Here is a 13,901-nt window from a genome sequence, read left to right on the forward strand (position 1 = left end):
AGGTTAGCCGAAGCGGCCGGTGATGTAATCCTCCGTGCCCTTCTGGTCGGGGTTGGTGAAGATCTTGCTGGTGTCGTCGATCTCGATGAGCTTGCCGGGCTTGCCGGTGCCGGCGATGTTGAAGAACGCGGTCCGGTCGCTGACCCGGGCGGCCTGCTGCATGTTGTGCGTGACGATGACGATCGTGTACTGGCTCTTCAGCTTGCCGATCAGGTCCTCGATCGCGAGCGTGGAGATCGGGTCGAGCGCCGAGCACGGCTCGTCCATCAGCAGCACCTGCGGCTGCACGGCGATCGCGCGGGCGATGCACAGCCGCTGCTGCTGGCCGCCGGACAGGCCCGCGCCCGGCTTGCTCAGCCGGTCCTTGACCTCGTTCCACAGGTTCGCGCCGCGCAGCGACTCCTCGACGATCTCGTCGAGCCGCCGCTTGCCGCGCACGCCGTTCAGCTTCAGCCCCGCCGCGACGTTGTCGTAGATCGACATCGTCGGGAACGGGTTGGGCCGCTGGAACACCATGCCGATGACGCGGCGCACCGCGACCGGGTCGACCGACGAGGCGTACAGGTCCTCGTCGTCCAGCATGACCTTGCCCTCGACCCGCGCGCCCGGGATGACCTCGTGCATCCGGTTCAGCGTGCGCAGGAACGTGGACTTGCCGCAGCCCGACGGTCCGATGAACGCCGTCACCGAGCGCGGCTCGATCGTCATCGAGATGTCCTCGATGGCGTGGGTGCCGCCGTAGTAGGCGTGCAGCCCGGACACTTCGATCCGCTTGGCCATTGTGGGTTCTTCTCCTATCGGGCTATCGGGAGGACGGCTTGCGCAGCCACGCGACCAGGCGTGCCGCCAGGTTGAGCAGCATGATGAGCAGGATCAGCACCAGCGCGCCCGCCCAGGCGCGGTCCACCGCGTTGGCGTTGGGGTCGGTGGACTGGTCCCAGATGAAGGTGGGCAGCGAGCCCTGCGCGCCGCTGAACGGGTCGGTGTTGATCGCCTTCGTGATGAAGATCGTCAGCAGCAGCGGGGCGGTCTCCCCCATGACGCGCGCGACGGCCAGCATGACCCCGGACACGATGCCGGGCAGCGCGGTCGGCAGCACCACGAACATGATCGTGCGCCAGCGCGGCACGCCCAGCGCGTACGCGGCCTCCTTCAGGTCGCCGGGGACGAGCTTGAGCATCTCCTCGGTGGCCCGGATGACCGTCGGCAGCATCAGGATCGTCAGCGACAGCGCGCCCGCGAAGCCGGAGAAGTCCATGCCGAGCGCGAGCAGCCAGAACGCCAGGATGAACAGGCCCGACACGATCGACGGGATGCCGGTCATGACGTCGACGAAGAAGCTGATCGTGCGGCCGAGCCGGCCGCCCCGCGCGTACTCCACCAGGTAGATCGCGGTGAGCACGCCCAGCGGGACGGAGATCAGCGCGGTCAGCCCGACCTGCTCCAGCGTGCCGATGATGGCGTGGTAGGCGCCGCCGCCGGCGTCCTTGCTGGCCAGGCCGTTCATCGAGTGGGTGAGGAAGACGCCGTCGAACCGCTTGGCGCCGTTGGCGATCACCGTCCACAGCACCGACACCAGCGGGATCACCGCCAGCAGGAACGCCGCGTAGACGAACACCTTCGCGGCGCGGTCCTTGGCCTTGCGCCCCGCCGACACCGATCCCAGCGTCGGCGTCGCCTTCGTACCGGAGAGGGAGGTCATGAGAACTCCTTGCGGCGGGCCACGACCGCGCGGGCGCCCACGTTGACGATCAGGGTGATGACGAACAGGACCAGGCCGGACGCGATGAGCGCGCTGCGCCCCGTCGGCCCGGACATGGCGAAGGTGTTGGCGATGTTCGCCGCGAACGTGTTGCCGCCGTCCTTGAGGATGTGCCAGTCGATCCCGGTGGTGGTGGACAGCACCATCGCCACCGCGATGGTCTCGCCGAGCGCGCGGCCGAGGCCGAGCATCGCCGCCGACACCATCCCGGACCGGCCGAACGGCAGCACCGCCATCCGGATCATCTCCCAGCGGGTCGCGCCGAGCGCCAGCGCCGCCTCCATGTTCGCGTGCGGGACCTGCACGAACACCTCGCGGGTGATCGCGGAGATGATCGGCAGGATCATGATCGCGAGCACGACGGAGGCGGTGAGGATCGTCCGGCCGCCGGTCTCGCTCCCGCCGAACAGCGGGATCCAGCCGAAGTAGGAGTTGAGGAACTCCGAGACCCCGGTCATCTTCGTGACCAGGAAGTTCAGGCCCCACAGGCCGTAGACGATGCTGGGCACCGCGGCCAGGAGGTCGACGAGGAAGGCCATCACGCCGGACAGCCGGCGCGGCGCGTAGAAGGTGATGAACAGCGCGATGCCGACCGCGACCGGCACCGAGATGACCAGCGCCAGGAACGAGGTCATCAGCGTGCCGAAGACGAGCTGCGCGATGCCGAACTTCGCGGGGGCCCCGTCGGGGTTCCACTCCTGCGAGGTGAGGAAGTTCGCCTTGTCGTCCTGCAGCGCCGGGATCGCCTTCCAGACCAGGAAGACGGCGATCGCCGCCATGATCGCCAGGATCAGCAGGCCGGAGCCGCGGCTCAGCCCGGCGAAGATCCGGTCCCCGGCGCGGCCGGTGCTCATCGAGAGCGCGGGCCGGGGACGCTCCGCCGCCTTGGCCAGGGCGGCGGGGGTGTCACTGGTCACGGTGTCTCCCTCCTCGCGGCCCGCGTCCGGGTCGCTGAGACGTGCGGCGGCCCCGCCGCCGGGATCACCGGCGGCGGGGCTGTGGCTGGTGTCCTCCGCGGTCAGGACAGGCCCTTGACGGTCTCGCGCACCTTGGTGGCGATGTTGTCGGGAAGCGGCGCGTAGCCCTGCGCGGTCAGCGACTGCTGGCCCTCGGGGCTGGAGATGTAGGTGAGGAAGGACTTGACGAACCTGCCCTGCTCGGCCGGCAGCCCCTTCTCGCAGACGATCTCGTAGGTCACCAGGACCAGCGGGTAGGCGCCCGCGACCTTGGTGCCGTAGTCCAGCTTCAGGGCGAGGTCGCTGCCGGTGCCGACGATCTGCGCGCCCTGGACGGCCTTGGAGGCGCTCTCCGGGCTGATCTCGGTGTACTCGCCGGCGCCGTTCTGCAGCTTCGCCGTCTGCAGCTTGTTGTTGCTGGCGAACGACAGCTCGACGTAGGAGATCGAGCCCTCGGTCTGCTTCAGCGCGGTGGAGATGCCGTCGGAGCCCTTCAGGCCCTGGCCGCCGGGGGCGACCCACTTCTTACCGGGCTCGAACGACCACACGTCGGGCGCGGTCGCCTTCAGGTACTTGGTGAAGTTGTCGCTGGTGCCGGAGTCGTCCGAGCGGTGCAGCGTCTTGATCGCGGAGGACGGCAGCTTGGCGCCGCTGTTCTCCTTGGCGATCGCCGGGTCGTTCCACTTGGTGATCTTGCCGGCGAAGATGCCCGCGAGCGTCTTCGGCGACAGCTGCAGGCCGTCGACCCCGTTGAGCTTGTAGACGACCGCGATCGGGCCGGGCACCATCGGCAGGTCGATGGCCTTGCCCGCCTTGCAGCGGGCGTCGGCGGGGCCGTGCTCCTCGGGCTTGAGCGCCGAGTCCGAGCCGGCGAAGGCGACCTGGCCGGAGGTGAACGCCTGGACGCCCGCGCCCGAGCCGCTCGGGTTGTAGTTGATGTTCGCGCCCGAGCACTTGGAGGTGTAGACCTTCGTCCACTCCTCGATCGCGTTCTTCTGCGCGCTCGACCCGGCCGCGTTGATCGCGCCCTTCGCGCAGTCGATGTTTGCGGCTGCCGGGCTGTTCGCACCCGTGGTGTTGCCGTCGTTGTTGTTGTCGCTGCCGCAGGCGGACAGGGCCAGCGCCCCAGCGACGACCACACCGCCGAGGGCGGCGAGCCGAGAACCGTTCTTCACCGGGAGGTCTCCTCTTGGATTCGTCGGGCGGGTCCCCCGACCGCCGCTTTGGCAGGGTTTGACCAGGTGGTGGGGTCGCCGTCGAAAGCGACGGTAGGCAGGCGAGGTGACCGGACGCCCCGATCCAGGTGAACGGAGAATGAACGAGGCCGGGCCCGGTCGCGAAAAATGTCCCGATTTGACGTAGCCGCCGGGTTAACAGTGCAGCTCAGACACGCCAAAACCCCGTACGCACATGGTCATCCGGGTTTGCGCGGCCGGGCACGGGGAAGCGGCCCGAACCGGCCGGGTGGACCGTGGTTCCCCCGGTTTACTCGCCCTTGGCGCCGTACATGACGTCGACGGCGTACCGGGTGAAGCCGAGCGACTCGTACAGCCGGACGGCCGCGGTGTTCGACTCGTCCACGTACAGCATGAACTGCCCGAGCCCGGTGTCGCGCAGATGGTGCAGGCCGGCGAGGGTCAGGGCGCGGCCCAGGCCGAGGCCCTGCGCGGACGGGTCGACGCCGACGACGTACACCTCGCCGATGCCGCCGGGGTGCACCTTCGTCCAGTGGAACCCGGCGAGCTCGCCGCCGCGCTCGGCCAGGAAGAAGCCGGACGGGTCGAACCAGTCCTCCGCCTCGCGCGCGCGGACGTCCTCGATCGTCCAGGCGCCCTGCTCGGGGTGGTCGGCGAACGCGCGCCCGTTCACCCGCAGCCACGCCTCCTCGTCGCGTCCCGGCTCGAACGTGCGCAGCCGGACGCCCTCGGCGATCGCCGGCTCGGGCAGCGGCCCGGCGGCGGGACGGCGCATCTGGAACAGCGCGCGGGCGCGGTCCATGCCCTCGGACGCGGCGAGCCCGGCGGCGGCGGGCAGATCGCCGTGCGCCCACACGCGCAGCGGGCCGCCGGCCTTCTCGCGCAGCGCCCGCAGCAGCGCGCGCCCATGGCCGCGCCGCCGGTACTCGGGATGGACGACCAGCTCACCGGCGGCGGGCTCGCCATCCGTCGCGGGGTCGAAGTGCGCGTACCCGGCGACCGCGTCGCCGTCGCGGACGACCACGCCCACGCGCCCGGCGCGCAGCGCGAGCAGCGCGTGCTCCGACAGCGGCGCCACGCCGTCCGCCGCGGCGGCCGCCTCGACGACCGCGCCCACGTCCTCCCGCACCTCGTCCATGATCACAGCCTAGCCGCCCGGCGCCCTGGTCAAGTTGTCACATAACCGTCATCACTCCGCCGATAGCCGTATGCTGGGCCTCTCTAGCGTCCAGCGCATGATCCGACGACGCACCCTCCTGGCCTGCGCCGCCGCGGGGGTCACGGCCCTCGGCCTGGCCGCGCAGCCCGCGTCCGCGCACCCCAAGCCCCCGGCGCCCGTGCGCCTGCTCGCGCTGAACGACTTCCACGGCAACCTGGAGCCGCCCACCGGCAGCTCCGGCACCGCCATCGACGAGAGCGGCAACACCGTTCCGGCGGGCGGCGCCGCCTACGTCGCCGCCCACCTCAAGCAGCTGCGCAACCGCGACACCCTCACGGTCGCGCAGGGCGACCTCATCGGCGCCTCCCCGCTGATCTCGGCGGCCTTCCACGACGAGCCGTCCGTCCAGTTCATGAACGACATCGGGCTCACCGCGTCCGCCGTCGGCAACCACGAGTTCGACGAGGGCTACCAGGAGCTGCTGCGGATCCAGAACGGCGGCTGCCACCCCGTCGACGGCTGCTCGCCCGCCGGCAAGTGGAAGGGCGCGAAGTTCGACTACCTGGCGGCCAACGTCGTGCTGGAGAAGAAGAACAAGCCGCTCCTCGACCCGTGGACGATCCGCCGCGTCAACGGCGTCAAGATCGGGTTCATCGGCGTCGTCACCAAGACCACGCCGACCATCGTCACCGCCGACGGCGTCAAGGGCCTGCGGTTCGACGACGAGGTGGAGGCCGCGAACAAGGCCGCCAAGGAGCTGAAGGCGCGCGGCGTGCACGCGATGGTGCTGCTCGTCCACGAGGGCGACAACGTCACCGCCGGCGAGAAGCCCGACGACTGCGGTGTCGTCCCCGGCGCCGGCACCCGCATCGCCCAGCAGGCCGACCCCGACATCGACGTCGTCCTCGCCGGCCACACCCACCAGCAGTACGTCTGCACGGTGAAGGGCCCGGACGGCCGGCCGCGGCTCTACTCCTCGGGCTCGTCCTTCGGCCGGATCATCACCCAGGTCGACTTCAAGGTCGACCAGCGGACCGACGACATCGTCCGCTCCTCGATGACGGCCGACAACCACGTCGTCACCCGCGACGTCCCGCCGGACCCGGCGACGCAGAAGTTCGTGCAGACCTGGAAGGACCGGGTCAGCGTGATCGCCGACAAGCCGGTCGGCAAGATCACCGCGGACCTGACCCGCGCCCCGTCCGCCGCCGGCGAGACCGCGCTCGGCGACGTCATCGCCGACTCCCAGCTCGCCGCGATGAAGGACAAGGGCGCGCAGCTCGCGCTGATGAACCCCGGCGGCGTCCGGACCGACCTCACCTACAAGGCGAGCGGCTCCGAGGGCGACGGCGTCGTCACCTACGGCGAGGCGTTCGCCGTCCAGCCGTTCAGCAACGTCCTCGGCGTGACGTCGCTGACCGGCGCGCAGCTCGACGCCCTGCTGGAGCAGCAGTGGACGTCGGCGGGCGAGAAGATCCTGCAGCCGTCGGCGAACCTGCACTTCACCATCGACCGCTCGAAGCCGGTCGGCGACCGCGTCTCGAACATCACCGTCGACGGAACCGCCGTGGACCCGGCCGCCACCTACAAGGTCGCCGCCAACAACTTCCTGCTCGGCGGCGGCGACGGCTTCACCACCTTCACCCAGGGCAAGGACCAGGTCCTCGGCCCGATCGACCTGGACGGCTTCGTCGCCTACCTCACCGCCCAGGGCACGATCAGCCCCCCGCCCCTGACCCGGATAGCAGGCCAGTAAGCCCGGCTGAACAGGGCACGGAAGACCCGGCTGAGCAACGGCACGGAAGACCCGGCTGAGCAAAGGTACGGAAGGCCGGACCTCAGCCGGGGCACGGGCAGGCACGCGGAGCGAGCGCCAGCGAGCGCAGCGGGCCTGCCCGCCGGTCGACAGGCTGTTCCTGCGGAGCGCCAGCGGAGCAGGAACAGCCTGTCGACCGTGACGGGGGTTCCAGGGGGTCGCCCCCCTGGGAAGATCAAGCCCAGAAGTGGACGACCCAGTAAACGACGGCCGCGACGATCGCGGCGGCCGGCAGGGTGAGGACCCAGGCCATCACGATGTTGCCGGCCATGCCCCAGCGGACGGCCGACAGCCGCTTGGTGGCGCCCGCGCCCATGATCGCCGAGGTGATCGTGTGCGTGGTGGAGATTGGAGCGTGCCAGAAGTACGCGGTGACGTAGAGCACGATCGACGCGGTCGCTTCCGCGGCGAACCCCTTCGGCGGGTCCACCTCGATGACCTTGCGACCCAGCGTCCGCATGATCCGCCAGCCGCCCGCGTAGGTGCCGAGCGACAGCGCCCCCGCGCAGGACACGATCACCCACAGCGGCACCGAGTTCCCGCTCGCGTGCCCGGTGGTGACCAGCGCCAGCACGATGACGCCCATCGTCTTCTGCGCGTCCTGCAATCCGTGGCCGAGGGCGAGGGACGCCGCCGACAGCGTCTGCGCGATGCGGAACCGGCGCACCACCCGGCTCGGCTGCGCCCGCCGGAAGATCCACAGGATCGCCACCATCACCAGGTAGGCGGCGGCGAACCCGACGACCGGCGAGACCACCATCGGCACGATGACCTTGTCGACCACGCTGTGCCAGTTCACGTAGGACGAGGAGGCCAGCCCGGCGCCCACGACGCCGCCGATCAGCGCGTGCGAGGACGAGGACGGCAGCCCGAAGTACCAGGTGATCAGGTTCCAGGTGATCGCGCCGAGCACGCCGGCGGCGATGACGGTGAGGCCGTGCAGGCCGGTCGGCGGGGTGATGACCTCGCTGATGGTCTTGGCGACCTCCACGCCGAGCAGCGCGCCGAGCATGTTCATCACCGCGGCCATGCCGAGCGCCACCCGCGGCGTCAGCGCCCGCGTGGACACCGCCGTCGCGATGGCGTTGGCGGCGTCGTGGAAGCCGTTGGTGTAGTCGAAGACCAGCGACACCACGATGACGAGCACCAGCACGGCCATCTGCGCGTCGGACCGCAGCCCGACCGCCCCCGCGGCCATCACCAGGACGATCCCGGCCAGCAGCAGCAGCCACGCGCGCCCGCTCACCCGGCGCGTCGCCTGCTCGCCGAGGGTGGGGGCGGCGTCCGCCGACGGGTCCCGGACGAGCGTCGAGCCCGGGTCCTCGCCTGCGCTCATGATTCCTTGACCGCGATGGTCTCGACCGTGTTCGCGACGTGCTCGAACGCGTCCGCGGCCTCTTCCAGGCAGTCGATGACCTGCTTGAGCTTCAGCACGTCCAGGGTGTCGTACTCGCCGCTGAACAGCTGCGCCAGCAGCTTGCGGTACACCTGGTCGCCCTGGTTCTCGAGCCGGTTGATCTCGATCCAGTACTCGCTGAGCTCCTTCATGGAGCGCAGCCGGGGCATGGCCTCCGCGGTGAGCTCGGCGGCACGCTCCAGCACCTCCACCATGTGCACGATCCCCTTCGGGAACTCGTCGATCTTGTAGAGGACGACGAGGTCGGCGGCCTCCTCCATCTCGTCCATGACGTCGTCGATGGTGGAGGCGAGGCGGTAGATGTCCTCGCGGTCGAACGGCGTGATGAACGTTTCGTTCAACCGGCGCATGATCGCGTGGGTGCATTCGTCGCCCGCGTGTTCGCAGGCGCGCATCTTCTCCGCGATCGCCGCCCGATCGGCGCCGTCGCTGATGAGCTCCACGAGCAGCCTGGCGCCGGTGACCAGGTTGTTCGCCGAGTCGGCGAACATGTCGTAGAAGCTGTCCTCACGCGGCGTGAGACGCAAGCGCACGTCGTTCTCCTGATGTGCCGGAACAGTCCGGAGAGGATCGTAGGCGCTACCGGCCGTAAAAAGAACCTTTGCCCCAGCTTCGGCCGGTGTCCTCCACCCTCTCACCTACAAGATTGCCCTAGATCACCAGGTACATACCCCTGCGGTTGCAACGATCCAGGCGGCTGCGCATAGGCTCGGGGCCGGAACACCGGCCGTACGGAGAGTGACGACGAACGTGAGTGAGATTCGTTACAGCGTCCCGGCGATCAGCTGCGGGCACTGCGTGGCCGCGATCAGCGGCGAGGTCCGGCAGGTGCCGGGCGTCAGCGACGTGGCGGTGGACGTGGACGCCAAGCTCGTCACCGTCCGTGGGAACGGCCTGGACGACGCGGCGCTGCGGGCGGCCATCGACGAGGCCGGCTACGACGTCGCGGGCTGAGACCCGCGGGTTCCGGAAGCCGGACGGCCGGATACGGACGGGCCGTCGCCGCGCGGCCCCGCGGGCGGCGGGCCTCGGCGCTCCCGAACGCGAACCGGGGACGTCCAGTCGGACGTCCCCGGACAAATCGGGACTCTGCTAGTCCTGCGGCGTCAGCTCGCGACGACCGGCCTCGCCGGAACGCACCCCGAGCACCATGTCGATTTCCGCGACGGTCAGCGGCCGCTCCGCCGCCGCCACCGCACTGAGCATCTCGGCATAGAGTTCGATCTCGTCCAACGCAACGCGGTCGTGGACGCGCAGATCGAGGTTCTGCTGGCGCACCGCGTCCACCTCCGTTCGTTCCCCACACCCGAGTCGAGGCTACGCGCCCCGCCCCGGCGGGCACATGACCCAAGAGGGCCATTCGAGGGCCACCCGTACCCGTGGTCTTCCCGGGTCAGGCGGACATGATGCGCCCGATCACCGGGGAGGGGTCCCGGCCGGCCCGCGCCTGGGCCCGGGTCAGGGGCCGCGGCCGGACGGCCGTCAGGCCCCGCGGTGGAAGTCGCCGAGCATCTGCTCCAGCGCCGTCTCCGGCAGGTCGCGGGCGGTCAGCCGGGCCACCGTCGCCGCGTTGACGTCCGCGCCCGCCAGCCGCGCCGCCTGGCGCGCGATCGTCTGCTCGAACAGCGCCCGGACGGTCCGCGCGTAGGCGAACGACGGGTCCTGCCGCATCCGCTCGAACCGCGTGAGCAGCTCGACGCGCAGCTCCTCGTCCAGCATGTACAGGTCCCGCTCGGCGTACTTCTGGAAGAGCCGGACCATCTCCCGGTCGCTGATCCCGGTGAACTCCACGATCCGCCCGAACTCGGCACGGAACGCCGGGCTGCCCGCCAGGAAGCCCTCCATCTCCGCCGCCGGGCTGGAGCAGACCACCGCGAACCGGCCGGCGCGCTCGCGCATCCGGCGCAGCAGCTCGTCCACCACCGCCGGGGTGCGGTCCAGCAGGTACGCCTCCTGGATCAGCAGCACGCCGCCGAGCGCCTGCTCGACCATGCCCGCGACGCGGCTCTCGGTGTCCGGCTGGTCGCGCCCCGCCAGATGCACCGGCCGGCACGCCACCACGTGCCCGGACTCCAGCAGCCCGAGCGCCGCGTAGATCCCGCCGACGAGCCCCGCCACCGTGGTCTTGCCCGTCCCCGGCGGGCCCGTGAACACCAGGTGGTGGCTCTCGCGGTCGGCCACCCCGTACCGGACCCGGTCCGCCGACCGCGCCGCCTCGTCCGCCAGCTCCCGCACGGCCGCCTTGACGCCGTCCAGCCCGGTCAGCCCGTCCAGCCGCCGCAGGTAGCCGTCGATGTCGCCGGGCGGTCGCAGCGCCGGCTCGATGCCCTCCGCGACGCCGTGCAGGTCGTCGGGGGTCAGGACGAGCCGGTCGTGCGACGCGCCCGCCCGCGCCATGTTCCGCTGGCTCGCCTGGTCCAGGTACGCCTCCACCAGCCGCGCGTTCACCAGGTCGCCGGGCCCGCGGAGCCGCTCGAGGTCCGCCTTGGCGGCCTCCAGCGCCGACGCCCCGATGGTGACGCGCCGCTCGTCCGCCAGCAGGTGCAGCAGCGTCATCCGGTTGTCCAGACCGCTGAAATCGGGCATCCGGTGCACGCGGAACGCCTGCACGAGCTTCGGATGCTCCCGCAGCAGCTGCTTGTACGCGCGCGGCTCGCACGTCGCGATCAGCGGCGTCGTGTTCACCGGGTCGCGGCGCGCCCGCCGCACCGCGCCCGCCACCGCCACCGGATCCGGCGCGGTGGAGACCGCCACGTCCAGCCGCTCGAACAGGACCGCCGGGCCCGGCTGCCGCAGGATCCGCTCCATCGCCTCCGCCGGCGCGTCCCGGACGTCGTCGGCGTCGTGCGCGCGGATCGCGCCGTCGCCGATGCCCGCGTCCGCCAGCGTCAGCGCGATCAGCCGGGCCAGCCTGCGCTGCCCGGTGTGCGGGTCGCCGACCAGCAGCACGCCCGGGACGCCGGCGGGCGGCGCGCCCGGCCGCCCGTCGACCCGGGTCGCCTCGGCGCCCTCCCCGGCCGGGGCGTTCCACTCCTCGGCCTGCGCGCGCAGCTCGTCCAGCAGCGCGCCCGCGTCGTGCTCGCCGGACACGAACCCGATCCCGAACCGCTCGAGGGTCGGGCGCCCGCCGAGGTCCTGCGGCGGCGGGATCTCGTGGACGGGCCGCTCCGGGGACGGCGTGTCGTCCAGGAAGTCGAAGTCGCCGATCATGGTCTCGGACATCACCCGGGTGCCGGGACCGGGCGGCGGCGCCTGCACGGGACCGTCCTCGACGTCCTCCGGACGCATGATCCGCGTGCCGGGTGGCTGCGCGCCCTGCTGGGGCTGGGGCCGGGGCGGCGTGGCGGACACCTGCTGCGGACCGTCCTCCACCCGCGTCGCGTGCCCGACGGCGGGCGGCCGCGGGGGCGCGCTCTCGTCCTCCGTCCGCGTCGCGTACGGATCGAACGCGGGCGGCTCCGGCGCAGGCGGCCCCTGAGCGCTCTGCGGGACGTTCGCGCCGGGAGGCAGCCCCTGTACCGGCGGCCCGGCGCCGGGCCGCTGATAGCCGAGCTGCGTGTACGGCGGCACGACCGGTCCGTCGTGCTTGTCCTCCTCGGGCGGCGAGAATCCACCCGAGTCGGGCGACGTGGCCTCTTGCCTCGCGACGTCGCCGTAGGGGCCCGGGTGCTGCATGGCGGCTTCATCGCCATAGCCCGCCGCCGCATCACCCTGCGGCCCCGGGCCATAGCCGGAATAGGGAGGCTGCTGTCCAGCACCGGGAGGCAACGGCCTCTGACCGGCATCCGCCTGTGCCCCCGCATACGGAGGCCCCTGACCGGGGCCGTGCGGCGGCCCCGGCATGGGAGACGCACGCTGAAAACCGAGTTCCGTGTAGGGCGGCGCCACGCCGGCGTCATCGCCCTCCTCAGCGGGCGAGAACCCGCCCATCACCGGATCCGGCGACGCGAACCCGGCGGCCTGTTGAGGCCGGCCCACCGGTCCGGGCGCGTTCTCCCAGCCGGGCTGCGCCGGCGGCTGGACGAAGGGCTGCGCCGGCCCCTGCGGCTCAGGCGGCCGCGGAGACGCGCCGGGAGCCACCCCCGGCTGGCTCTGCATGCCGACCGGCGGGGACGGCGGCGGGCTCGGCGGCGGCGTCTGCGTCGGCGCGGCGGCGGTCGCGCGGACCCGGCCCCGCCCGATGATCCCCGCGATGATCGCGGTGGGCACGGGGAACCCGCGGGGGCGCGCGGGCATCCCGCCGAGGCGGCACCACGCGAGGTCAAGCTCGTACATCGCGGCGAGGAGCGTCTCGGCGTCATCGCCGGAACCGGCCGACCGCAGGGGCTCCGGCAACCGCAGGTCGACCGGCCACAGCCGGCGCAGCGGATGCCCCTTCTGCTCCGTCACCGCCTGCACCGTGTACCGGATCTCGGGATCCAGCCACGGGACGATCGAATCCGCGACGTCCTTGCGGACCACGTCCAGATCGGCGGCCAGCAGCGCCGCCGCCACCATCCGCGGCTCGGTGTAGGCCGGGTCCGCCGGGTCGCCCGCCGTCCGGGCGACGGCGTCGCTCAGCGTGTAGAAGGCGTGCCGGAAGTTGTCGCCCGGCGAGCTCTCGTTCCGGAGCGCCGGCACCAGATGCGGCGGGCACCTGGTCAGCCACTGCTGGACGATCGCCTGGTCGCCGTACGGGAGCGCGCCGTAGTCCACGGTCGGGTTGCTCAGCGTCGTGCCGAGGATGGCCAGCAGCGCGTCCGCCCGGATCTGGAACCGCACGTCGTCGCGCAGCGCGCTCGCGACGGCCCACATCGTCCGCAGGACGACCACCGCCGCGTCCACCCGGCTGGCCCGCAGCCGCTCGGAGTACAGCCCGACCAGCGTCTCCAGCGCGGGCGGGGTCAGCCAGCGCGGGCCGTCCACGTCCGGCAGCGGCCTGGCCCGGTACGGCTTCCACAGGTCGAGCATCTGCGCGTCCAGCCGTGCGTCGAACACCGGCGCCGACGCGCACCACATCATCACGCCCCACGCGACCGCCACCGTCGACGGCGTCTCCTGCGTGAACTGCGACCACCAGTGCGGATAGTCAGGCGCGGGCAGCGCCGCCGCGGACTCCACGGTCGCCCGGACCTGCGCCGTCAGCTCGCTCGCGAGACCGTGCCCGACGAACGGCAGCGACGCCGGCGGATCGTACGAGAAGTCGGGCCCCGCCGGGATCACGTGGGGCGGCAGCTGCGGCACCTGCATCCCGCCCTGCTGCGCGGGCCGCGCCGCCATCCGCACCGCCGGCGTCCGCGGCGGCGGGCACAGGTACCACTGCCCGTCCGACGGGTGCAGCCGGTACCACCGGGCCCATGCCCCGAACAGCCACCACGTCCCGTCCGGCAGGACGAGCATGCGGCCGGCGATGGCGTGATGGCGCTGCTGAGGAGGCGCCGACGGCCACCATTGGGCGGCCACCATCGCCCTCGTGTCGCGCTCGGCCTCCGCGAACGGATCCTGCCCCATCTGGGGGCTGGGCGGCGGAGCACTGCCATAGCCCGGTCCCCACACCACGTGGGTCATGGTAGTCAGCCCGAACGCCCGCGAACTCCCCCCGATCCCCCCACCCCC

Annotated in this window: 11 protein-coding genes; 2 read left to right on the forward strand and 9 right to left on the reverse strand. The window is 71.8% G+C overall.

What is annotated here, in order from left to right:
- Positions 1 to 3: 3 nt before the first annotated feature.
- The 5 genes from pstB to mshD form a co-directional block, all read right to left on the reverse strand.
- Positions 4 to 780: a phosphate ABC transporter ATP-binding protein PstB gene (pstB, locus tag QP089_RS11690; RefSeq protein ID WP_285911550.1), complete on the reverse strand. Its 777-nt coding sequence runs from the start codon at positions 778 to 780 to the stop codon at positions 4 to 6.
- A gap of 22 nt (positions 781 to 802) precedes the next feature.
- A complete protein-coding gene (gene pstA / locus QP089_RS11695; protein WP_285911551.1) occupies positions 803 to 1,702 on the reverse strand; it encodes a phosphate ABC transporter permease PstA in 900 nt (299 codons plus the stop codon).
- Positions 1,699 to 2,616, reverse strand: coding sequence for a phosphate ABC transporter permease subunit PstC (gene pstC, locus QP089_RS11700; protein ID WP_285911986.1), 918 nt, complete (start codon positions 2,614 to 2,616; stop codon positions 1,699 to 1,701). Before pstC ends, pstA begins: the two co-directional genes overlap by 4 nt.
- A 164-nt stretch (positions 2,617 to 2,780) precedes the next feature.
- Positions 2,781 to 3,893, reverse strand: coding sequence for a phosphate ABC transporter substrate-binding protein PstS (pstS, locus tag QP089_RS11705; protein ID WP_285911552.1), 1,113 nt, complete (start codon positions 3,891 to 3,893; stop codon positions 2,781 to 2,783).
- A gap of 310 nt (positions 3,894 to 4,203) precedes the next feature.
- Positions 4,204 to 5,052, reverse strand: a complete 849-nt coding sequence (mshD, locus tag QP089_RS11710; protein WP_285911553.1) for a mycothiol synthase — start codon at positions 5,050 to 5,052, stop codon at positions 4,204 to 4,206.
- A gap of 97 nt (positions 5,053 to 5,149) precedes the next feature.
- Between mshD and QP089_RS11715 the strand changes: the two genes are divergently transcribed.
- Positions 5,150 to 6,829 (forward strand): bifunctional metallophosphatase/5'-nucleotidase, encoded by a 1,680-nt coding sequence (locus QP089_RS11715; protein WP_285911554.1) that lies wholly within the window; start codon positions 5,150 to 5,152, stop codon positions 6,827 to 6,829.
- 235 nt (positions 6,830 to 7,064) lie between these two features.
- On the opposite strand, the gene QP089_RS11720 is transcribed toward QP089_RS11715, so the two are convergent.
- Entirely contained in the window at positions 7,065 to 8,225 is a 1,161-nt protein-coding gene (locus QP089_RS11720) for an inorganic phosphate transporter (protein WP_285911555.1), read from the reverse strand.
- Positions 8,222 to 8,839 (reverse strand): DUF47 domain-containing protein, encoded by a 618-nt coding sequence (locus QP089_RS11725; protein ID WP_151539314.1) that lies wholly within the window; start codon positions 8,837 to 8,839, stop codon positions 8,222 to 8,224. Before QP089_RS11725 ends, QP089_RS11720 begins: the two co-directional genes overlap by 4 nt.
- A 217-nt stretch (positions 8,840 to 9,056) precedes the next feature.
- Here QP089_RS11725 and QP089_RS11730 point away from each other — a divergent pair, with 217 nt between their 5' ends.
- The gene (locus QP089_RS11730) at positions 9,057 to 9,260 is read left to right on the forward strand and encodes a heavy-metal-associated domain-containing protein (protein ID WP_285911556.1); all 204 of its coding nucleotides are present in this window, start codon (positions 9,057 to 9,059) and stop codon (positions 9,258 to 9,260) included.
- A gap of 138 nt (positions 9,261 to 9,398) precedes the next feature.
- Here QP089_RS11730 and QP089_RS11735 read toward each other — a convergent pair whose 3' ends face one another.
- The gene (locus QP089_RS11735; RefSeq protein ID WP_343062886.1) at positions 9,399 to 9,593 is read right to left on the reverse strand and encodes a hypothetical protein; all 195 of its coding nucleotides are present in this window, start codon (positions 9,591 to 9,593) and stop codon (positions 9,399 to 9,401) included.
- A gap of 195 nt (positions 9,594 to 9,788) precedes the next feature.
- Entirely contained in the window at positions 9,789 to 13,844 is a 4,056-nt protein-coding gene (locus QP089_RS11740) for an EccA family type VII secretion system protein (RefSeq protein WP_285911557.1), read from the reverse strand.
- Positions 13,845 to 13,901 lie beyond the last annotated feature (57 nt).

It is taken from the genome of Actinomadura opuntiae (assembly GCF_030283205.1).
Lineage (GTDB): Bacteria > Actinomycetota > Actinomycetes > Streptosporangiales > Streptosporangiaceae > Spirillospora.

Excerpts from the sequence above, each read along its gene's own strand:
- pstB (WP_285911550.1), bottom strand. The coding sequence starts at position 780 with ATGGCCAAGCGGATCGAAGTGTCCGGGCTGCACGCCTACTACGGCGGC.
- QP089_RS11715 (WP_285911554.1), top strand. The coding sequence starts at position 5,150 with ATGATCCGACGACGCACCCTCCTGGCCTGCGCCGCCGCGGGGGTCACG.
- pstC (WP_285911986.1), bottom strand. The coding sequence starts at position 2,616 with ATGAGCACCGGCCGCGCCGGGGACCGGATCTTCGCCGGGCTGAGCCGC.
- QP089_RS11720 (WP_285911555.1), bottom strand. The coding sequence starts at position 8,225 with ATGAGCGCAGGCGAGGACCCGGGCTCGACGCTCGTCCGGGACCCGTCG.
- mshD (WP_285911553.1), bottom strand. The coding sequence starts at position 5,052 with ATGGACGAGGTGCGGGAGGACGTGGGCGCGGTCGTCGAGGCGGCCGCC.
- pstA (WP_285911551.1), bottom strand. The coding sequence starts at position 1,702 with ATGACCTCCCTCTCCGGTACGAAGGCGACGCCGACGCTGGGATCGGTG.